Genomic DNA, 21,467 nt, shown 5'->3' with positions numbered 1-21,467 from the left:
GTGGGTGGCTGGTGAGTCTACTCGTGCTAACGCATAAGTACACTTAAAAGAGAAGGCTTTTTTAGCTAAGCATAAATTCAAAGAAAAAAAGGAGGCTTTTCATCTGATTCATCGAATGAAAAGCCTCCTTTTTCATCTTATTTCTTATTCTTTGTCGGGAGACTTTTCAGTGGCCTCAAGAAAAGCTTGAAGAGACAACGTGTTGAAGCTTCAATACAGCCTCTCGTGGATGAAATGCAGTGCGAGACTACGCATTGAGGCTTCAATACAGCTTCTCACGGATGAAAAGCGTAACGAGACAACGCGTTGATGCTTCAATACGGCCTCTCACGGATGAAAAACAGTACGAGACAACGCATTGGGTTGCTAACGCACGAGCTCCCTTATTGAAATCAGACATTGAGAATTTCTCGAATATCATTCTCACTAATACTAGACAACATCGTCTCTCCTGGTTGAATGATCTTATCAATCAGCTCGCGTTTTTTTTGCTGTAATTCGTAAATCTTTTCTTCAATGGTTCCTTCTGCAATAAGACGAATCACTTGTACGATATTTTTTTGGCCAAAGCGATGGGCCCGACCTGTCGCCTGGTCTTCCACTGCTGGGTTCCACCATAAGTCATATAAAATAACCGTATCGGCTCCTGTCAAGTTTAAGCCTGTGCCACCAGCTTTTAACGAAATGAGGAAGACATCTCTTTCGCCTTTATTAAAACGTTCACTCATGTCGACACGGTCTATAGATGGTGTTTGCCCATGCAAATAGAAGTAGTCGATTCCTTCCTGTTCTAATTTCTCGGCAATCAACTCATGCATACTCGTAAACTGTGAGAAAATTAACATACGCTTACCGTTATCCAAAGCATGATGAACTGTCTCCATCAATTGTGCTAATTTCCCAGACTGTCCAGTGTAATTTTCAACAAATAATGACGGATGACAACAAAGCTGTCGTAGTCTAGTAAGACCTGCTAATATCTTCATGCGGTTTTTTTGAAAACTGTTTTCTTTAAATGTTTGTGCTGTTTCTTGTTGTAGTTGTTGGAGATAAGCGACATATAATTCTTTTTGTTCACGAGTCAGTTCTGACACATAAACAGATTCAATCTTTTCAGGTAGTTCTTTAAGGACATCTGTTTTTAGTCGGCGTAAAATAAACGGTTTCGTTAATGTCACAATCTTTTCATGTTCCAATTGACGAAAAATTTTACGGCTAGGCATGAGCCCTGGTAAAACAACTTGGAAGATCGCCCATAATTCGTCAATTGAGTTTTCAATTGGCGTGCCACTTAAAGCAAATTTGCGGGTTGCTATGACTTCTCGAACAGCTTTTGATGTTTTCGTTGCATAATTTTTAATGTACTGGGCTTCATCAAGAATCATCGTTCGAAAGGTGCGCTTACTATAAAAATCAATATCTTGTCTTAATGTCGCATAGGATGTAATCCATACATCAATACCATCTGCCTTAGCCATTCGTTCACGTCTATCTTCTGGAGTTCCCGTTAACACGATGGTCGATAATGTTGGAGCGAATTTTTCCAACTCGTTTTTCCAATTATAAACGACAGATGACGGAACAACGATTAAATGAGGTAACTCACTCGGTTCTGATGCTATATAGGCAATGCTTTGTAGTGTCTTTCCTAATCCCATATCATCTGCTAAGATACCACCAAAATGATATTCACTTAATGACTTAAACCATTGGTAGCCAGTCATTTGGTAATTGCGTAACTCTGCCTGTAAATTTTCCGGTAACTCATATACTTGTTCCTCAGGTGCTTTAAGATGTTGTAATAATTTCCTAAAAGATGTGTCATATGATTTCTCAGTTTCAATTAATTGATCGATTTGCATCCCACGGAAGGCAGGCATTTTTACTTGACCTGCTTCAAGGTCAGAATGATTTAAATCAAGATCTGTGAAAAAGCGGTTAATCGATGAGATTTCTTCTCCTTCTAATGAAAGCATTTCACCTGAAGGCATTCGATAATAGCGCTTTTTTTCAATCACAGCTTTTAAAATAGCGTCAATTTCTTCTTCGTCAATGCCATCCAATTCAAACCCAATCTCTAATAAATTTGTTTCTGAATCGATTCGAATGGATGTATTTGGTCTTACTTGTTGATCGAACATCATATCACGTAAATGCGATGTTAAAAACAGTTCGACATAGTCATCAAGAACCGGCAACATATAATATAGAAATTCATACAATCTCTCTTCATCTGGTTGAATATACAACGTTTTACCATTGAAATGGAAATTAGCATGCTCAATTAATTCCATGATTTTCCGTTCTCTTTCAACATCTCGGATTATTATGACGTCTTTTTCCTTTGAACTCGGATTAAATGGATCTAAGACCTCTGGACCATAATGATATTTTAGATCCCCCGAAATGACCCCGTCTTGCATATCTAAATAGAGTTTAGCGACTAGTGGAAATTGAACGATTTCAGATGCCACAGGCTCTGATATATGAACATGTCCCACCTTGTTTAATGACGGAAGAACTTCCGAAATAAATTGATCCGCCTGCTTTTTCGCAATGGGCAATTCTCTAATTTCCTTCACCCTAAATAATTGATCAATAATCGGTTGTTGTTCAGAATTTAAAAAGTAGATTATTCCTCTATCCATTAACATATTGTATGGTGACAAATATTCCATTTCTGAATTATTTTCAAGCTGAAGCAGTAAATGATCGGCTTCATCTTTTACTAATTGGTATTCAAATGGGAGTTGTCCTTCTCTTATCTCAAGACGGTCTAGTACAGTATGTTCCTTTTTTAACCGAAAGTCACGTTCACAAAGATGTGTTAACAGCTCTTTCGCGATAATTGGTAAAATCGTCAAATACCGCTTCCTATCAAACGTACTTGATTCATAATAATAATCTTTTCGTGACATTTCCGTACTTTCAATCATCTGATAGATTATCTTTACAATGTTTAAATCTTTTTCTAAGACATAGTGTTGCTCTGGTGAGTATGTAAATGTTTTTGTAAATGGATAGCTTTCATGACTAAGAATCGCTCTAAAAAAATCTTTCACATCTTTCACGACAAATGTACGCTCTGGTCCGACTTTAAATTCTATTAATAGTCGTTTATCATATCGACGATGTAAAAAGTACTCAAAACGAAGCGGGATTTTGTTTTGTAAAATTTCAACAGGGCTCTCAGTCTGTTGCGTCGCTGAAATAGAACGAATAAAATTTTCTGTGACTTCATAGCGAAACGATGGGATTTCATTATCTACTGTTAATGACTCCTTATTTTGAATCGCCAGTAAAACAGCCGCCACATGTTTACAAGGTCCATACGTTGCATACGCTGGACATGAACAGTCTGTACTTATTTTATTTTGGTCGATGTGACTTATATCAACCTCAACGAAATAGTCGTCATTTTTTCCGCTAACACTAGCTGACCATGTATCGAAATTGATATCAAACGATAAATTTTCAACTCGGTCATTATTGTAATAATCTAAGCCACGTTTAAATACATAGGAGGGAAATAAATGTCGGATGTCCGTGTTACCTATTTTATTCAATTTAAAAGAACCTCCCTTTTCACGTTTGCTCACGTCTATGTTCACTTTAAGAGTAACATAAATACTGTTCAATTTTTAGTCTTTTTCCACGTACGAAATAAAATCATCACATAATACAACATCGCAATCATGACAGATCCAGCTGCTGCGAGATAAATCACACCGTAATCGAATAAATAAGCCATTTGACCAAAAGCAATTGCCCCTACTCCAACCCCTAAATCAAAGGAAGAGAAAAATGTTGCATTGGCCATTCCTTTCCGGTTAGGTGCAGCTTCTTCAACGGCCCACGCCTGTAATGCGGGTTGAACACTACCAAAACCGAAACCATAAATCGAAGCTGCAAATAACAATGTAAATGTATTCGGCAACCAAGCAAGTAATAATAATGCTACAAAGATAAGGATTGCTCCTGGTAAAAAGACATAAATATGACCTTTTAAATCATATATTCGTCCAGCGACCACTCGAGAAAGCATCAGAAATAAAGCATACATTAAAAAATACCCTTCAATCCCTGACACACCTTTCTGTGCGGCGTAAAGAGGAAGAAATGAAGCGATTCCTCCAAAAGAAATGGTAATAAAAAATAAAAGAATTGATGGGTTGAGAGCTGTTTTTTCAAATACATCAAATTTAAACGATGTTGATTCTACTTTTGGTGCTGGTTCCACCTCTTTATAGCGAATTGTTGTAGCGAGGAGCAATGCGATAACTCCGGTTATTGCTGTTATAAGGAACAACTGTTTAAAGGTGATCATTCCTGCTAAGGTCAGTCCTAGAGATGGACCAAGAGCTAATGCAAGATTTCCCGATAAACCAAAATACCCCATTCCTTCCCCTCGTCGCTTCGGTGGAATTAAATCAGTTGCAATTGTTCCCGTAGCGGTTGATGCAAAGCCAAACCCAACTCCCTGAACAAGTCGAATCATAATTAATAGACCGATACTCGTAATCCAGGCGAAAGCACCTAATGACAAAGTAAAAATAAACAAACCAAATATATATACAAATCGTCTCCCTTTTGTTTCTAAGGCATGACCTGCATATGGTCTAACAATCAGCGAAGAAAAAGTAAATATCCCGACAATCACGCCAATCATTTGGTCACTTCCACCTAGTTCTTTAACGAACAAAGGAATTGTTGGCAGAGTCATTTGAAAACCAATAAAAACAAAAAAGTTAGCCAGACAAACTAAAATAAAATCCCGCGTCCAAATTTTATCTGACGCCGGAATGGATTCTGCTTTAGACGAAAAACTCATGTTCTTATCCCTTCTTTCGCTATTCGAAGTATATTCTATTATACATGAGTTTTATGCTGAAATGAATCTTTCTGTTTATTTTTCAATCACATTAATGTTTCCAAAGAAACTGGGACAAAAGTGTTTTATCAAAGAAAAATCCGAACGAAGTACATATGCCGCTTTTCGGAAATATACTTCGCTTTTTAGCGGGCGGCTGGTGAGCCTCCGACGCACAGGACGTGCTAGTGTCGATGACGTCACAGGACATGACGATTGTCATCAACCTCGTGCTAACGCACTCTAAGGATCTCACCGTTGCCTTTTTCCCACGACGGACTGTACGTCACAGTGCCACGTAGGCCACAGGACATGGCCGGACCTAGCCGACCAGGACTCTACATATATTTCTTCCGCTAAAATAGCACAGTGTTCGTCTTTGAGTTGGTCATATTACTTTTTGCCCCACCCTCTCTGTTTAGTCTCCTTTAATAACGCCACAAGCGATTCGGTCTCCAGAGTTACCTGCTGGCTGCGAGTAATAATCATCTGCTTCAGAATGGATGATGAGGGACGTACCTTCATCTTGCAATAAAGAATTTTCCTTATCTGCTTCTAACGTCACCATTTTTGCTACGATTTCAACTTGAACCGTGCCGTCTTCTTTCACCTCAATATTCGGTAAGTCACCTGCGTGAGGACCTTCTGGATTTTCAAACCCATGCTTCTTATTTGTTGGGTTAAAATGAGGTCCAGCCGACTCAAAAGTAGGCGCTTCACAAATGCCCTTCTCGTGAATATGAAAGCCGTGCAATCCAGGTGGTAAATGGCCTGCTTCTAACGAAATAAGTACCCCATCTTGAACTTGACTTAATGTTGCTTCTCCGATTTCTTCACCTTTCGTATTCTGCATCATAACTTTTAAAGGGGCCTCCGCTCCTTCTTCACCTGTAGGGGCAACTGCTTCCATGCCAGGTTCCCTTTGTTCATCACCTTTGCCTTCTTCTGTATTCATTTGACAGCCGACTATGTTTCCTAAAAGAAAAAGGAGAGCCAATGCTGTCATCCACTGTTTTCTATACAAAGTGATCCCTCCATTCTTTTTTCCTCTCTATTGTTAACAGAAATGTAGCGGAATAAACGTAGCAATAAGATTGTTGTCATATCTGAGCACGCTAACTTTTATTCAATTTATTTTTCGGTATTATTACTGCCATGAAAAAACGATAAAAATTAAACTAATAAGGAAACCTTTTATCGGCTGTTTACGTATTACAGGTTAGACAAATGATTGGATCATCATAATAATTTAGTTTAGAAAGCAAATTAGAGAGGGTGCTAAGATGGAAACTGTATTATCCATTCAAGGTTTAGAGAAAACATTTAAGGACAAACAAGTATTAAAAGGTATTTCCTTTGAAGTAAGAAAAGGTGAAATTATGGCCATCCTTGGTCCTAATGGAGCTGGAAAGTCAACAACAATTCGGAATATTATGGGCATAATTTATCCTGATCAGGGTGAAGTCATTTTCCATAAATATAAAGATATTCCTCGTCACAAAATTGGCTATTTACCTGAAGAACGTGGACTTTATAAAAATGTTAAAGTGATGGATATGCTCCTCTACTTAGCTGACTTAAAGGACTATCCACTTAAAAAAGCAAAAGAACGTGCACTTGCCTACTTAGAAAAATTCGATTTAAAAGGAAAAGAAAACGTTAACTTAGAAGAATTATCAAAAGGAATGAACCAAAAAGTACAGTTCATTTCATCGATTCTGCATGAACCTGAATTATTAATTTTAGATGAACCGTTTTCCGGATTGGATCCTGTCAGTCAAGATATCTTTAAGGATGAAATTCGTCAATTAGCTAATCAAGGGACAGCCATTTTATTATCCTCACATCAAATGAATTTAGTAGAAGAAATTTGTGATCGACTCTTTATGATTCAACAAGGTGAAAAAGTCATCTACGGTTCTTTAGATGATGTCAAAACAGAGTATGCAAATTTTAAATGTACGATTCGTGGTCATAATGACTTAGCTGTTCTCGAGCAACTTCCACAAGTACAACGGGTTGATCATAATCCTGACCGAGCCATTTTGTACCTAGATCGCGATGTCACACCGGCCCCATGGTTGAAAAGCTTACCTGTTGAGTTGCATATTCAGGAATTATCAATCGATCGAATTTCACTTCATGAAATATTCGTCGATATAGCGAATAGTAATCAATCAAACGGAAAAGTAGGTGAACAACATGCGTAACGCTTTAAAAGTCGCTCGCTGGGAAATTAGACGAAATTTAAAAAATAAAACGTATTTAATCGGACTTTTTATTACTCCTGCACTTATTTTGTTATTTGGGTTTTTAGGATCGTTAATGGGTGAAGATGCTGAAATTAGTTCAAGCGCAACCGTGTTTATCAATGATGAAGTTGGTGTCTATGATGCTCTCAAAGAAACAGTTGATGCCCAAGAGTTAGATTGGGAGGTTCAACAAACTGATCTTGCACAAGATCAAGTTGATGAAGCATTAGAAGATACTGAAGACACGGCGTATATTTTTATAAATCAGGAAGCTTTAAGTGAAGGCATTGTTCCTGTTTATACAAGTGATACCATTTACGATTTATTCACAACAGAGTTAATGGTGTTAGAATCGCCACTAAAATCGATACAAATGGCTGCGCTCGGTTTATCAAAAGAACAGCTTGCTAAGGTAGCGACGCCTATAATGTTTTCAGAAGAAATAGCTGGTGAAGATGTAGACAATAAAGAAGCGACGGATGATGAAAGTGGCGCACTTGAAGAAGATCCATTTAAGCAGGTCGTACCAGGTATTTTCGCCGGAATCATACTCTTTTCTATCGTTGTTGCTGGTATGTATATTTTCCAAAGTGCTTCCCAGGAAAAGAAAGATAAAATCGCGGAAATTATTTTATCATCTGTTACACCTGGCGAACTTATGCAAGGTAAGATTATCGGGTATTTCGTATTAGGCTTACTGCAAGCTGTTGTCTTATTAGCATTTGCGATTCCGGTCGCTTTATGGAAAACCGATATTCCAATTATTGAATACTTACTCGTACCAGAAACATTGTTGCTTGTATTCATTGCGGTTATTGGTTACTTACTGTTTGCTGCTCTCTATGTTGGAATTGGAGCAACGATGGCGGATGTTTCTACAGCTGGAAACTTCCAAGGTTTAGTATTAATGTTACCGTTTTTACCGTTTATCTTTGCAACATCCGTATTTATGGATCCAACTGGCATCGTCGCGAAAGTGGGCACATATTTCCCATTCACCTCGCCAGGTGTTCTGCTCATGCGCTTAACCGTTATGGAAGAATGGCCTTGGGTTGAAATTGGCATTGCACTTGCTATTTTAGTTATTAGTACCGCTGTGATGATGAAGTTAGCTGGAAAGATATTCAAAGTCGGGATTTTAATGTACGGAAAAAATGCCTCCCTTAAAGAGATGTGGAAATGGCTTAGAGCTTAATTAATTTAGTTCCCCCTAGTGTTATGTCGATGTTGATTCATCAGCTCGACATAACGCTTTTTTGTTGGGCTGAATGTCCATTTTGTGTAGAAACCATTGCGTACTTCAATCAAAAAATCGTACAAACTATCGAGACTATTGTTTGTACGACTCATGTCATTATACTTTCGATGTTCGAAAAGTAAGCATCGCCAAGAAAACTGCACCTAACCCTCCGACTAACTTCCCAACAATCATCGCGAAGACCATATCTTTTTCGACACCAGCGACAAACCCTAAATGACTTCCTAGTACAAAGGCTGCACTTACAGTAAATGCAACGTTTATCACTTTTCCTCTTGGTTCCATATCTTTTAATATCGCTAACATCGGGATGCTATGAGCTAATGATGCAACAAGTCCAGCTGTTGCTGTATGGTCAATCCCTAATACATTCCCTAGCTTCGTTAATGGTTTTTTCAAAGCTTTTTGGATAAAGGCAACCATTGGAAAAGCACCTGCTAAGAAAATAACGATTTGACCGACAATTTGAATACCTTCACTTAAAGGAGTCATATTTGGAATGATGACAAAGCCTGTTAGTGTTTCAACAATTGCAATGGTTAAACCAAGGATAGCAATAATTTCCACTGCTTTTCCGAACAGCGTAAACCCTGTAATCATTTTATCGGCATGTTTCCATAAACCGTAACCAATGATTAAGGAAAACAGTAATGTCGGAATAAGATTAATGATGATCATTTGAATGCTTAAGCCACCAACTAGTCCCCCAATTAAACTACCAATTGGAACGGTCATCATACCGATTAAAATCCCTTTGGCAAAATACGGATGATCTTTCTTTTGAATCATTCCTAATGCGACCGGAATGGTAAAAACGACAGTTGCGCCCATTGTCGTTCCTAAAAACACCCATGAGAAGATTTCCGCTTCAGGTGTTAGCGCCATTTCTTTGGCAAGGGCATACCCCCCCATATCAATCGCTAGAATCGTATTTGCAAATGTGGCTGGATCAGCACCAATTAAGCCATAAATCGGTGTAATTAGCGGTGTCAGCAAATTAGCAATCACCGGAGCAAGGGAAATGATTCCGACCATCGCTAATGTTAATGGGCCCATTGCTTTAAATCCTTCTGTAAACTGTTCACCAAGCCCCCAGCGGTTACCTAATATCTTATCGACGGCACCGATGATCAAGAAAAATATAACGATATAGACGATAATGTCATTGATTCCCATATTTCTTTCTCCATTCCTTAATTAATAAAACAGTCTAATTAAAAATAACGGTATCTACAAGTTTTTTCAACCCATTTTCAAAAATAATAGGTATATCTCTTTCCCTTTTTGTTCATACTAGTTTGCAAGATTAAGAGTTTTATAGGAGGAGAAATAGATGGGGAATTTACGATTCTTTATTTTTATGACGGTTATATTTATTTTAATATTTGTCTTTATTCCAACTGCTAAAGTACAAGCAGAGTCAGGAGATGTCTATCAGGTAAAATCTACACAATTAAATATGCGCACCCAACCATCAGAAGAAGCAGAAATCGTTGGTCAACTTGGCTTCGGAAGCGAATTAATGATTTTTGAAAAAATCGATGGTTGGGTGAAAACGTTTTTTAATGGACAGCCTGTATGGGTTTCCGGTAAATTTATTGAACGAATCGAAACAAATACGCAACACGAAGCAACTGAAACGAATCATCATTCTGAATCAGAAGATGAAGGATTTGAAACAGAAGTAGAAAACCATGACCCTATAGTCAATGAGTTTATACCAGAGCAAGAGGACACAGGTGTACAGATTGTAAAACCACGTCCTGTTCAACTATCTAAAGATACACTAACAACAGAGACATCATTAGATAAGCTCCATATCGTCATTGATGCTGGTCATGGTGGGAAAGATGTTGGCGCCACGCATGACAGCATACTAGAAAAGGACTTAACATTAAAATCAGCACTACAAGTTGCACATCATTTAGAAAATGCCGGTGCCCATGTCACCCTAACACGGACAAATGACCATTTCCTCACCTTAGAAGATCGCGTCAACTTGGGAAGACAAAGAAAGGCAGATGCTTTTATTAGTCTTCATTTTGATGCTTATACTGATTCACGCGTGAAAGGCTTGAGTACTTATTATTCAGATCGTAAATCTGAAAAACTCGCTCATACTATACAAAGGCATTTAATTAAACAGACAGGTATGAACAACCGTGGTGTAAAGCATGATCACTTCTACGTGTTAAGAGAAAACAATCAAAAAGCCATTTTAATTGAATTGGGCTTTCTAACAAATCCCGATGATTTTCGCTTAATCCAAACGAATGACTATAAGAGAAAAGTTGCCGAAGCGATCGTCCAAGGGCTTAATCAATACTTTTACACTAGTTAAGCGCTCCTCTTTCATATCAGCACATATTAAAGTATAGTTAAGTTAGTATTCACATGAAAGGAAGCCCTTTGATGAAACAAGTATATAGTGATGTCTTACAGTATAGAGGGTCACATTATGATTTTGGCTATTGGCAAGGCGAACAGCTTCGTCAGTCTTTCATTCTACTGAATCGGCGTAAACAATGGGAAAAGCAATATAAGCGACATTTTATTGTTGATGTCGACCAGATAAAATGGACTTTATTTGAATTCGCTTCACCGATTTGGGACGAAATTCAAGGATTAGCGGACGCTCTTCATTACGATATGGAGACCGCGTTGCGCGAATTCGGGGGCTACTATCTAGAATATGGGCAAAGTGGTTGCTCCGTCTTTACAAGCTCAGATTATATGATGCGTAATTACGATAATGCACCCGCTTCTTATGAGGGGCGATTTGTTCTATTTCAACCGACAGATGGTGGTTATGCGACGATTGGACCAACGATGCAAATCACTGGACGAACAGATGGCATGAACGAGAAGGGTCTGGCAATGGGCTATAACTTTACAAACCGTGTCGGGTCTAACGATGGGTTTGTTTGTAATATGATTGGGCGCATTATTTTACAAACATGCGCGACGATCGAAGAAGCTGTGACACTATTAAAAAACATTCCCCACCGGCATTCTTTTAGTTATATTGTACTCGACCAGAGCGGGGATAGTGTGATTGTTGAGGCATCTTCACGACAAGTGAAAATTCGGCGAGGACATATATGTACGAACCATTTTGAACGGCTTCGTGAGGAAAATCGCTATCGTTTAGATGATTCCTTAAAACGAGAAAAAGCGCTGAAAGAAGGACAAATCCATGTGACAGATCATTACTCTGCCTTTCGCTTACTCAATCATTCAGAGCATGGTGTCTACTCCAATAAATATGGGGCATGGGCTGGTACATTACATACGGCTGGATATTTCCCTAAAGATATGTCTGTTTGGTTCGCACTCGGTGGTGATCGAAAACCACTTATTCTCCCCTTCGATGACTGGTTAGAAGGCTACGACTTTCCTATCAAACAAATCAAAGGAGAAATCAGTTCAAATGAACCGTTTGTTAATATGGAAGAAGTCGATTAGACAAGCTATTCGATTGGAATAGCTTGTCTTCGTTTATACACATTTCTAGTGAATCTAATATATCACTTATTTACAATATGTTACACTAAAAAAACAACGTAAATTGAGGTGTGCTATGAAAAAAGAGCTGAAACAAATCGTTGATGAAACACAAACAACATATGGTCTAGAAGACTATTATTTAGGCAGATATCATCTCTATCGTGATAAAAACAGTCATCAGGAAACATCATACTATTTATCAATGGAATGGTTTCCAAATAAATATAAAGACAGGGACAAAGAAGAAGAAAATCCGGAAGGTACTGCTGCAATAGAGGTTCATTTACATACTAAAGCAGTTCACTCGATTATTTTTGTTGGTGGTGTCACCTATGCGACGAAAAGAGATGCTTTCCCAATACGTGATTTAACCCATGTGATTGAATGGATTGAAAACGAGACAGGACTTACATGGGGCAAACAATTTCAACTTGTACATGAAAAAAATGGGGAGTTCCTTTTTAAAGGGGTCATTGACAATATACCGGTTTATCCAAGTGCAGTCATATCTGTCCAATTTAATAATACAGATCAATTTACTGGCTATTCCATAAACGGTGTCTTCCCAAAAGACGAGGAAGTTAATTGGGAACCATTTAATTTACTTCCTGATATGGTCGAAACATTTATTGAAAGACAGTGCCAACGCGTTCAGTTTCCAAATATAGACCAAAAGAAATGGCGTACATTCTATGCGATTGAAGAGCTTTTTGTTACAAATGACGGAAAGCATACGATTCCATTTGAGATCTTCCAATCAGATGGACAATATGTGGAGCTCAATCATCTGATTGAATGGGATGAACCGATTCAATCAGAAAATGAATTTGTCGGAGAGCCCATATTTGTTTATGAAGAAATTGATTTAGAGCAGGCACTTCAACATGAGCCTCATCCTGATTTGGCACCGATTACGGAGGATGACATAACGGCCTGCATCAATGCAACAACACTGTTTTTACGGCAGCAGTATCCCGCAGTTTCTAGAAAATGGAACTTAAAACAAATTCGACGTGACCAAGGTTTTTTAGTGGCATTATTAAAACCAGCGACTGACACACATATATTTAGTCACAAAATAAATATTTTTATTGACAGTGAAACAAAAAATGTTGTGAATTATATTGATTCAAGTATGTTATTTACTGATTTCCAGGATTATGAGGATGCGAATGAAATAAATATCTCCCATGCAGATGCGCTTGATAAACTTCGCAAATATATTAAAGTAACACCTGTCTATGTCTATGATAAGTCTAAAAATAGCTACCTTCTTTGTGGCAAAATCGATTGCCATTATGGTGTAGATGCTACAACAGGGGAAATGTTTGCCTTTAACGAATTATGAATCAAGATAAATAAAAAAACGAGCCCCCGGGGAGCTCGTTTTCTTCTATTTATAAATCGTCAAAACCGTTTAAATCACTTGTTTTTGTATACTGACGTGATTTCTGTTCAAAGAAATCTGTTTTCGTTCCATCAAAGTTATCTACATAAGCCCGAATCCATTTCATTGGATTGTCCACATAATCGGGATAGATTTCGCTTAATCCCATCATACGGAGCATTTTATTGGCACGGTATTTGACATAGCCAGCCATTTCATCTAAGTCAATGCCTTCTATATCTTTCAAGACATATTCAGACCACTCAGTTTCTAATTCAACCGATGTACGGAATTGGTCATAGACCCAATCAATAAATTCAGGGTTATTTAATTCAGGATTTTCCGCGAGTGTTGCACGGAATAATTCAGAAATAAAACGCCCATGTTCTAATTCATCACGGTTAATATAGCTAATCATAGTTGATGTTCCGACCATCTTATTACTACGTGCTAAATTATAGAAAAACGCAAAACCAGAGTAGAAGAATAAGCCTTCTAAAAGTGCCGTATAGACCATTGTTTTTAAAATGTTTTCGATTGTTGGTTCCTTAGCAAAGTTATTATAATGCTCCATAATACGTGCGTTACGCTTTAGAAGTACCGGGTCTTTACGTCCAAAGTTGAATGATTTATTTTGTTCATCAAGTGATACGACGGATGATAAGACATAGGAATAACTTTCATTATGGACGGCTTCTTGTTGAGCAATAACAGCCATAATTGACTGTACAGACGGGTCTGTTGCATATAAAGAGATTAATAATGCAATTCGTGTTTGTGGACCGTCTAATGTTGAAAGTAATCCAATAATCTTTAAATAGGCATCCTGTTCCGCTTCAGACAAGGTTGGGAACTGTTTAACATCACTTCCCATATTCACCTCATCAGCTTGCCAGTAATTACCGACTAAACGCTTATACATTTTATACCAATGTGGATAAGCAATATCATTCCAATTTAAAATCCCACTTGACTCTCCCCCAAATAAACCATTCGATTTATTTGGAAAACGTGGTTCTAACGTTTTCGCTTTCTCAAGCAAGACTTTTGACATCATGTAAAACTCCTTCCACCCATTGTTCAACTAATACTTCTTGTGATCCTCTTGGGGATTGTTCAATTTTTAAACCATCCCATCTACTATTATAAAACTTAGCTAATCGTTCAACTGCTCTACAAAACAAATCATCGCCACCGAACTGTGTGTCGCCGGAGCCAAAGACAGCTACATTATCCGGTTTATAACCCACTTCTAACACAAAATCTTTCATTTCATCTGGTGTACTACCGACATCCCAAGTAAATGTGCCGAAAAAGAAGTAATCGTAACGAGATGGATCGATTGGGGGATCAATCCCAATCGAATGCATCTCCACTTCCATACCATCTGCAACTAACTTATCCGCAATGATTTCAGCTACTTCTTCTGTGTTCCCGCTGTACGATAGATATGCGATTAGAGCTCTCATGAATGACACCACTCACATTCCTCAATATCTGTTGATGTTGAACGAACGTAATATGTTGTTTTTAATCCTTGTTTCCATGCACGTAAATGCAAGTCCAAAAGGACAGATGCACGAATCGAATTCGGTACATAGAAGTTAAAGGAAATCCCTTGGTCAATATGCTTTTGACGAGCAGCGTTTTGCTTAACAGACCAGCGCTGATCCACAATATAAGCAGAACGGCGATAGACATCATATGTTTCTGGTGATAAGTCTGGTGCTGTATTAGGGATTTTAAAGTCCTTCTTCTCTTCGTAATAGAACGGTTGGAAGACAGGATCGATACTTGCAGTAGAGTTCGCAATGATTGATGTTGATGAGTTTGGTGCAACAGCCATCAAATAACCATTACGGATTCCATGCTCTTTTACAGCTTCTTTTAGGTCTGTCCATTTTTCATCTGAATAGCCTCGCAAATCGAAGTACTCCCCTGTACTCCAACGGCTACCTTCAAATGAAGAGTAGTGGCCTTTTTCCTTACTTAATTCCATACTTGCTTGGATTGTTAAGTAAGCAATCTTCTCATAAAGCTTGTCCGCAAATTGAACAGCTTCTTCTGTTTCCCATTTAATTCCTTCTAAAGCAAGAAGATGATGCCAGCCAAATGTGCCAAGACCAATCGCACGGTACTTTTGGTTTGTTAATGTTGTCTGTTTAATTGGTAATGTATTAATGTCAATCACATTATCTAACATACGTACTTGGATACGAATCAAACGCTCTAATACGTTATCTGGAACAGCTTTACCTAAGTTAACAGAACTTAAGTTACAAACAACATAATCACCTGTTTTGTACTTTTTCACAATGATATCTTCGTCTTCTACATATTCTTCAATAAACTGTGTCGGTGATTGGTTTTGTGTAATTTCAGTACATAAATTAGAACAATAGATCATACCATTATGTGGATTGTTATTTCGTCGGTTGACTTCATCACGATAAAACATAAATGGTGTTCCTGTTTCTAACTGGGAAATCATAATCCGCTTCATAATATCGATTGCTGGTACCTTTTTCTTGCGTAGATTTTCGTTGTTAATACATTCTTTGTATCTTCTACGCCACTCACCATCGCCTTCTTTTTCATCATAAAAGTCTTCAAGAGAATAACCCATTTCTTGACGAACTTCATGTGGATCAAATAAGTACCAGTCACCACGCTTTTCCACTTGTTCCATAAATAAATCTGGAATACAAATTCCCGGGAATATATCATGGGCACGCATTCTTTCGTCCCCGTTATTTAATTTTAAATCTAAAAACGGTTCAATATCGATATGCCATGCATCTAAATAGACAGCGATCGCACCTTTTCTTGTCCCTAATTGGTCAACACTAACAGCGGTATTATTTAATTGTTTAATCCATGGTACAACACCACTGGACATGCCTTTAAAACCTTTAATAGAGCTACCGCGTCCACGGACTTTCCCCATATAGACACCAATTCCGCCACCATTCTTTGATAGTTTAGCAACATCTGTGTTGACATCATAGATTGATTGTAAACTATCATCGACCGTATCGATGAAACAGCTTGATAATTGTCCATGTGTTTTACCAGAGTTATTCATTGTCGGTGTTGCAACGGTCATATAGAGATTACTTAATGCCCAATAGGCTTCTTCGACAAGTGCTGTTCGTTTGTCTTTTGGCTCATCTTGCATCAGATGCATCGCAATAATCATCCAACGCTCTTGTGGTAATTCAAATGTATTTTTGTCATGATCTGTCGCTAAATAACGCGTCGCTAGTGTGTATATTGACAGGTATGTAAATAAGCGATCTTGTTCAGGCTTAATGTGCTTACCCAAATGAGCAATCTCTGCTTTTGAATATTTTTCTAATAATGTTGATGTATAAATGCCTTTGTCAACTAAGATTTGAATCAATTCATGAAAATCCCCGTAACGTAATTCGGTATCGTAGCCCCGATTTTCAGCTGCTTTTCGATACAAATCATATAAATAAATCCGCGCAGCCATAAAAGTCCAATCTGTATTAACTTCATCAATGTTTTCAAGCGCATTTTTAATTAATGTTTCTGCAATAAAACTCGGTGTTGATTCTTCTGTAATGGTGCGAAATGATTTCTCAAGGTATTTCTCCGTATCGACTTTTAAGCCGTCTTGCGCTTGATTAACCCACTTTTTAACAAGCGACTCATTTTTTTGAAGCGTTTGTGTCATGAATAGATCCTCCCTTAATCTTAACGGTCCCTATAGGAACTGTTGTAGAAAACTTAGTTTCCTTGTCTAGATTGACTAAATTTGCACTAAAAAATCGCTCACTTCTTTCAAACTTTGATAGCTTTGTTACTAATTTGTGAAGTGAAACGTTTAACTGGTTTTTCTGGTACGATTTATTTGTATTATACTGTATAAAATGGTATATTAATTTCTGTTGTTCTCCAACATTCCTACCTCTTATGATGACTTTTCCCGTTTTTTAATTCTCAAATTTAACACGACAACCATACTACATATGGTGTTTTGGTGTTTAAAACCATCAAGATGTTGTGTATTTAGCTTATCATAAAATGAATATTTTTACAAGATGTAATTAACAAATCCTCTTCTTCGATTAATTAAAATTTCTTTCTATTAAAATGATTAAAAGCGTCATACTTCTACTAAACCAGCAAGCTAAATCGACAAATTTTGATATTGAAATCGCTCTAGGCGCCCGAAGAATTCTCTGGCAAATTCATAAAATAATTTTTCGGCTGGTAGTAATTCTCTTTCAGTAGGTGTAATCATGCCCACTGTGCGCCTTACATTTGGATTTGTAAGATCGACGATAGCAATTCCTTTTGGCATATCATTAGCAATCGTTATTTCCGGAATTAATGATATACCTAACCCAGCCGAGACAAGTCCTTTAATCGTATCAATATCCTGTCCTTCAAAAGATACTTCCGGCTGAAACCCAAGTTGTTTACATGCATCTGTCACCATTTTCCGAAGCACATAACCTTCAGGGTATAAAACGAAAACATCTCTCCTTAATTGATCCAATGATACTGCTTTTTCATTCGCAAGCGGATGGGCTTCCGGCAATAGTGCGACGATCTTCTCATGAAATAGAATTGTCCCTTTGATTCGCTCTTTCCTCGTTGGAACGGGTCCTAGCAATGCCAAATTAATTTCCCCTTGCACGATACGCTTTTCCAGTTCATAATGGGAAGCCTGATTTAGCCGAAATTTTATATGGGGATATTGTTTGCGAAAAGCAGAGATTAAGGTTGGAAGAATCAGTGAGGCCAAACTACTCGTAAACCCAACATGGATCATTCCTCGTTCTGGGTCTGTATGTTCTTTAACAATACGTTTCGCATAATGAATCGCATGTACAGCCCGCTCCGCATGTTCTAAAAATACTTGCCCGACCTGGGTGAGGCGAACATTACGACCATCGCGTATAAATAATTCAACTTCTAATTCAGCTTCTAAATTGGCAATTTGCCGACTAATTGCTGACTGGGCAACATGTAATGCCTCTGCAGCTTCCGTCATATGCTCACGCTTGGCAACTTCTATAAAGTATGTCAATTGCCTCAACTCCATAACGCATCACCTTTCTTTCTAATTAATACAGACTTACCTTTCTATTATCTCATATCGGCATTGATCTTATCTATTATTAATATTGATTAGATGAATGATATTCGTTAAAATGGTACTTAGGGTAAGTATGTGAAAAAATGATCATATTAGAAAAATCACTTATCTTGCTATCCACATGCATACCGTACGATACATACGGCGTCATTATGACAGAATTAAAGGAAGGTGTCCTATGACATTGAAAAATAAACCGAAGTTATCGATGCAGAAAGTGGAAGAACTCGTTAACCGACATATGAACCGTGTTTTTCAGCAGATGATCAGTCGAGATCCATACGAAAAGGAATTCCACCAGGCGGTAAGGGATTTATTCGTTACTATCCGCCCCGTTCTCATGAAAAATACGGATTACGTTAAATATAATATATTAGAGCGACTTGTTGAACCTGAGCGACTAATTACTTTTAGTGTGCCTTGGATGGATGATAAGGGAACCGTTCATGTTAACCGTGGTTATCGCGTACAAACAAATAGTGCGATCGGACCGTACAAAGGGGGCTTACGCTTTCACCCGTCAGTTAATTCCAGTATCATAAAATTCCTCGGTTTTGAACAGACGTTTAAAAACGCCTTAACAAACCTACCGATTGGCGGAGGAAAAGGTGGTGCAGACTTTGATCCAAAGGGTAGGTCTGATACTGAGATCATGCGTTTTTGCCAAAGTTATATGACAGAGCTTCATAAATATATTGGACCTGATATTGATGTTCCTGCTGGTGATATTGGTGTTGGCCCGCGTGAAATCGGATATTTATTCGGACAGTATAAACGATTACGCGGTAAATACGAAGCCGGTGTCTTAACAGGTAAAGGGCTTCATTATGGTGGAAGTATTGGACGAAAAGAAGCAACTGGGTATGGTGCCATTTATTTTGTACAAGAAATGTTAAAAGACCTCGGAGAAACATTAGAAAACAAAACACTCATCGTATCCGGGTCGGGAAATGTCGCGATTCACACTATAGAAAAGGCACTGGAACTAGGTGCTAAGGTCGTTGCATGTAGTGATTCAAATGGATATATCTATGATGAAAATGGAATCGATCTGGCAACTGTTAAACGATTAAAAGAAGTTGAAAGGCGCAGAATTAAAGATTATGTCGAGGAGCATCCTCATGCTATTTATAAAGAAGATTGTTCAGATATTTGGGAAATACCTTGTGATATAGCGATGCCTTGCGCAACACAAAATGAAATTGATGAAAAAGAAGCTAAACTCCTCGTCGAAAATAAGGTCATGCTCGTAGCAGAAGGTGCGAATATGCCATCTACAACTGAGGCGATTGGTGTATTTCTTTATCATAATATCCCATTTGCACCTGCTAAAGCAGTTAACGCTGGTGGTGTCGCTGTTTCCGCTTTAGAAATGGCGCAAAATAGTTCACGCGTTGCCTGGTCTTTTGAACAGGTTGATGATATGTTGAAGGATATTATGAAAAATATTTACCGTGAATGTGTCACAGCTGCTAAAAAATATCATAAACCAGGTAACTTAATTGTCGGTGCCAATATTGCCGGTTTTACTCGTGTTGCCGATACAATGATTGATCTCGGTGTGATCTAATACACACCCTTCTGCTTTATTGCAGAAGGGTTTTTTTATTTAACATAAACGGTGTTCACTAGGAATAAGCGTTCAAATCGTGTACGATAGCGGTAATAAGGGGTGATGCAAATGAAAGAAATCGTTCATTTAATCATGTCGAGTAAACATGCCGTTGTATTTACTGGTGCAGGCATGTCAACGGAAAGTGGTTTGCCAGATTTTCGTTCAGCTAAAGATGGCTTATGGAAAAAATTTAATCCTAATGAATTGGCTAATGTGCATGCGTTAGAACATAATCGCGAGGAATTCATCAATTTTTATCGTTACCGTCTGCAAGCGATTCAATCGTATGAACCGCATGAAGGACATCGCATTTTAGCCGATTGGGAAAAACAAGGTCTCATTAAGAGCATTATTACGCAAAATGTTGATGGTTTTCATCACGACGCCGGTAGCAAACATATTATGGAACTCCATGGTACGTTTCGAACATTTCATTGTCATTCATGTGAAAAAGCTTTTCAACCACAACAGTTTTTTGATGGAATAGATCAATGTGATACGTGTGGCGGAACAATTCGACCTGGAATTGTATTATTTGGAGAGGCCTTACCACAAGATGTCTTTATGAAAGCTGAGACCGAAGCGATGCAGGCTGACTTATTTATCGTCTTTGGCTCCTCATTAACGGTAAGCCCTGCTAATATGTTCCCTATACTCGCAAAAGAAAACGACGCTAAATTAATTATCGTCAATCGTGATGCAACACCGCTTGATGATATGGCCGATTACATCATCCGTGACCTCTCGATAAAGCAAACACTCCAGGAATGGGATGAATTGATCAAGGGGAGCGCTTTGGAAGATATCTAAAACTATCAGCAGTCATAACCAAAGAGGCTAGAACAAAATGAATCGAACTGTCCCCTGTCAAGTAGACAGAAGAAATAATACAAATTGACTTAAACGGTTTTAGCTCTGTATTCAAGGAACTAGAACCGTTTTTTCTTTCTTGATACCTTTCATAATGATAGATAGATTTATCAATTGCCTCTGAGAGATCTCCGGCAATGCCGGCGATTTGTTCGTTTTTATCGTGTCTCTTCTAAAATATCGCATTAGAGTGTTTAAAGATATATAAGTCAGTAGTGTTAGTTAAAGTTAGATTGCATTGAAGCATTCAATGGTATATATGTCAGTGACGTTTGGTACAGTTAGCTCACATTGAAGCGCTCAATGGTATATAAGTCGTTGATTTTAATAGAAGTTATATCATATTGGACCATTCAAAGATATACAAATCGTGCTTTGAGCCGTAATGATAACACCTAAAAAAAAGAAATCCACCCTTAAAGAAAAAGAGTGGATTAATATTTTTAATGATTGCTAGATGATTTATTTTTTACAACAAAGTATACAAAGTCTTACCAAATACCGGCTTTCCCTCCAGTGAAAAAAAGATGGTGTACCAATCTATAATAATCAGTATTTAATGCTTGTTATGTCCTGT

At 38.0% G+C, this 21,467-nt stretch carries 15 protein-coding genes; 7 read left to right on the top strand and 8 right to left on the bottom strand.

Annotated features, from left to right (window positions below; genetic code table 11):
* Positions 1-392 precede the first annotated feature (392 nt).
* The 3 genes from VIG73_RS05725 to VIG73_RS05715 all read right to left on the bottom strand — a co-directional run bounded on the left by VIG73_RS05725 (position 393) and on the right by VIG73_RS05715 (position 5,894).
* On the bottom strand, positions 393-3,566 hold the full coding sequence (locus VIG73_RS05725; RefSeq protein ID WP_331639867.1) for a DEAD/DEAH box helicase: 3,174 nt from the start codon (positions 3,564-3,566) through the stop codon (positions 393-395).
* 68 nt (positions 3,567-3,634) lie between these two features.
* Entirely contained in the window at positions 3,635-4,831 is a 1,197-nt protein-coding gene (locus VIG73_RS05720) for an MFS transporter (protein WP_331639865.1), read from the bottom strand.
* A 457-nt stretch (positions 4,832-5,288) separates the two neighbouring features.
* On the bottom strand, positions 5,289-5,894 hold the full coding sequence (locus VIG73_RS05715) for a superoxide dismutase family protein (protein ID WP_331639863.1): 606 nt from the start codon (positions 5,892-5,894) through the stop codon (positions 5,289-5,291).
* Between the two features lie 259 nt (positions 5,895-6,153).
* Here VIG73_RS05715 and VIG73_RS05710 point away from each other — a divergent pair, with 259 nt between their 5' ends.
* Positions 6,154-7,080: an ATP-binding cassette domain-containing protein gene (locus VIG73_RS05710; protein ID WP_331639860.1), complete on the top strand. Its 927-nt coding sequence runs from the start codon at positions 6,154-6,156 to the stop codon at positions 7,078-7,080.
* A complete protein-coding gene (locus VIG73_RS05705) occupies positions 7,073-8,317 on the top strand; it encodes an ABC transporter permease (protein WP_331639858.1) in 1,245 nt (414 codons plus the stop codon). The genes VIG73_RS05710 and VIG73_RS05705 overlap by 8 nt, the downstream gene beginning before the upstream one ends.
* A gap of 159 nt (positions 8,318-8,476) precedes the next feature.
* On the opposite strand, the gene eutH is transcribed toward VIG73_RS05705, so the two are convergent.
* Positions 8,477-9,556: an ethanolamine utilization protein EutH gene (gene eutH, locus VIG73_RS05700; protein ID WP_331639856.1), complete on the bottom strand. Its 1,080-nt coding sequence runs from the start codon at positions 9,554-9,556 to the stop codon at positions 8,477-8,479.
* Positions 9,557-9,713: 157 nt separating this feature from the next.
* Between eutH and VIG73_RS05695 the strand changes: the two genes are divergently transcribed.
* The 3 genes from VIG73_RS05695 to VIG73_RS05685 all read left to right on the top strand — a co-directional run bounded on the left by VIG73_RS05695 (position 9,714) and on the right by VIG73_RS05685 (position 13,235).
* Positions 9,714-10,721: an N-acetylmuramoyl-L-alanine amidase gene (locus tag VIG73_RS05695; protein ID WP_331639854.1), complete on the top strand. Its 1,008-nt coding sequence runs from the start codon at positions 9,714-9,716 to the stop codon at positions 10,719-10,721.
* A 71-nt stretch (positions 10,722-10,792) separates the two neighbouring features.
* A complete protein-coding gene (locus VIG73_RS05690) occupies positions 10,793-11,845 on the top strand; it encodes a C45 family peptidase (protein ID WP_331639852.1) in 1,053 nt (350 codons plus the stop codon).
* Between the two features lie 115 nt (positions 11,846-11,960).
* Positions 11,961-13,235 (top strand): hypothetical protein, encoded by a 1,275-nt coding sequence (locus VIG73_RS05685; RefSeq protein ID WP_331639850.1) that lies wholly within the window; start codon positions 11,961-11,963, stop codon positions 13,233-13,235.
* Between the two features lie 49 nt (positions 13,236-13,284).
* Here the strand turns inward: VIG73_RS05685 and VIG73_RS05680 are convergent, their stop codons facing one another.
* The 4 genes from VIG73_RS05680 to VIG73_RS05665 all read right to left on the bottom strand — a co-directional run bounded on the left by VIG73_RS05680 (position 13,285) and on the right by VIG73_RS05665 (position 18,336).
* Positions 13,285-14,328 (bottom strand): ribonucleotide-diphosphate reductase subunit beta, encoded by a 1,044-nt coding sequence (locus VIG73_RS05680; protein WP_331639848.1) that lies wholly within the window; start codon positions 14,326-14,328, stop codon positions 13,285-13,287.
* Positions 14,309-14,743 (bottom strand): flavodoxin, encoded by a 435-nt coding sequence (locus VIG73_RS05675; RefSeq protein ID WP_331639846.1) that lies wholly within the window; start codon positions 14,741-14,743, stop codon positions 14,309-14,311. Before VIG73_RS05675 ends, VIG73_RS05680 begins: the two co-directional genes overlap by 20 nt.
* The gene (locus VIG73_RS05670) at positions 14,740-16,974 is read right to left on the bottom strand and encodes a ribonucleoside-diphosphate reductase subunit alpha (protein ID WP_331639844.1); all 2,235 of its coding nucleotides are present in this window, start codon (positions 16,972-16,974) and stop codon (positions 14,740-14,742) included. The genes VIG73_RS05675 and VIG73_RS05670 overlap by 4 nt, the downstream gene beginning before the upstream one ends.
* 456 nt (positions 16,975-17,430) lie before the next feature.
* On the bottom strand, positions 17,431-18,336 hold the full coding sequence (locus VIG73_RS05665; RefSeq protein WP_331639842.1) for a LysR family transcriptional regulator: 906 nt from the start codon (positions 18,334-18,336) through the stop codon (positions 17,431-17,433).
* Between the two features lie 310 nt (positions 18,337-18,646).
* On the opposite strand from VIG73_RS05665, the gene gdhA reads away from it, so the two are divergent.
* Together gdhA and VIG73_RS05655 are read left to right on the top strand one after the other, a co-directional pair.
* Positions 18,647-19,975, top strand: a complete 1,329-nt coding sequence (gene gdhA, locus VIG73_RS05660; protein WP_414648373.1) for an NADP-specific glutamate dehydrogenase — start codon at positions 18,647-18,649, stop codon at positions 19,973-19,975.
* A gap of 111 nt (positions 19,976-20,086) precedes the next feature.
* On the top strand, positions 20,087-20,830 hold the full coding sequence (locus tag VIG73_RS05655) for an NAD-dependent deacylase (protein ID WP_331639838.1): 744 nt from the start codon (positions 20,087-20,089) through the stop codon (positions 20,828-20,830).
* Positions 20,831-21,467: the final 637 nt, after the last annotated feature.

Origin of the sequence: Cerasibacillus sp., assembly GCF_036516575.1 — a bacterium.
In the GTDB taxonomy this organism is placed as follows: Bacteria; Bacillota; Bacilli; order Bacillales; family Amphibacillaceae; genus Cerasibacillus.
This window is presented reverse-complemented; position numbering and strand designations above follow the sequence as displayed.

What these genes read in the sequence shown, in the direction of transcription:
- VIG73_RS05690 (WP_331639852.1), top strand. Translation starts at nt 10,793, where the DNA reads ATGAAACAAGTATATAGTGATGTCTTACAGTATAGAGGGTCACATTAT.
- VIG73_RS05705 (WP_331639858.1), top strand. Translation starts at nt 7,073, where the DNA reads ATGCGTAACGCTTTAAAAGTCGCTCGCTGGGAAATTAGACGAAATTTA.
- VIG73_RS05670 (WP_331639844.1), bottom strand. Translation starts at nt 16,974, where the DNA reads ATGACACAAACGCTTCAAAAAAATGAGTCGCTTGTTAAAAAGTGGGTT.
- VIG73_RS05675 (WP_331639846.1), bottom strand. Translation starts at nt 14,743, where the DNA reads ATGAGAGCTCTAATCGCATATCTATCGTACAGCGGGAACACAGAAGAA.
- VIG73_RS05710 (WP_331639860.1), top strand. Translation starts at nt 6,154, where the DNA reads ATGGAAACTGTATTATCCATTCAAGGTTTAGAGAAAACATTTAAGGAC.
- VIG73_RS05685 (WP_331639850.1), top strand. Translation starts at nt 11,961, where the DNA reads ATGAAAAAAGAGCTGAAACAAATCGTTGATGAAACACAAACAACATAT.
- VIG73_RS05655 (WP_331639838.1), top strand. Translation starts at nt 20,087, where the DNA reads ATGAAAGAAATCGTTCATTTAATCATGTCGAGTAAACATGCCGTTGTA.
- VIG73_RS05680 (WP_331639848.1), bottom strand. Translation starts at nt 14,328, where the DNA reads ATGTCAAAAGTCTTGCTTGAGAAAGCGAAAACGTTAGAACCACGTTTT.
- VIG73_RS05695 (WP_331639854.1), top strand. Translation starts at nt 9,714, where the DNA reads ATGGGGAATTTACGATTCTTTATTTTTATGACGGTTATATTTATTTTA.
- gdhA (WP_414648373.1), top strand. Translation starts at nt 18,647, where the DNA reads ATGAACCGTGTTTTTCAGCAGATGATCAGTCGAGATCCATACGAAAAG.
- VIG73_RS05720 (WP_331639865.1), bottom strand. Translation starts at nt 4,831, where the DNA reads ATGAGTTTTTCGTCTAAAGCAGAATCCATTCCGGCGTCAGATAAAATT.
- eutH (WP_331639856.1), bottom strand. Translation starts at nt 9,556, where the DNA reads ATGGGAATCAATGACATTATCGTCTATATCGTTATATTTTTCTTGATC.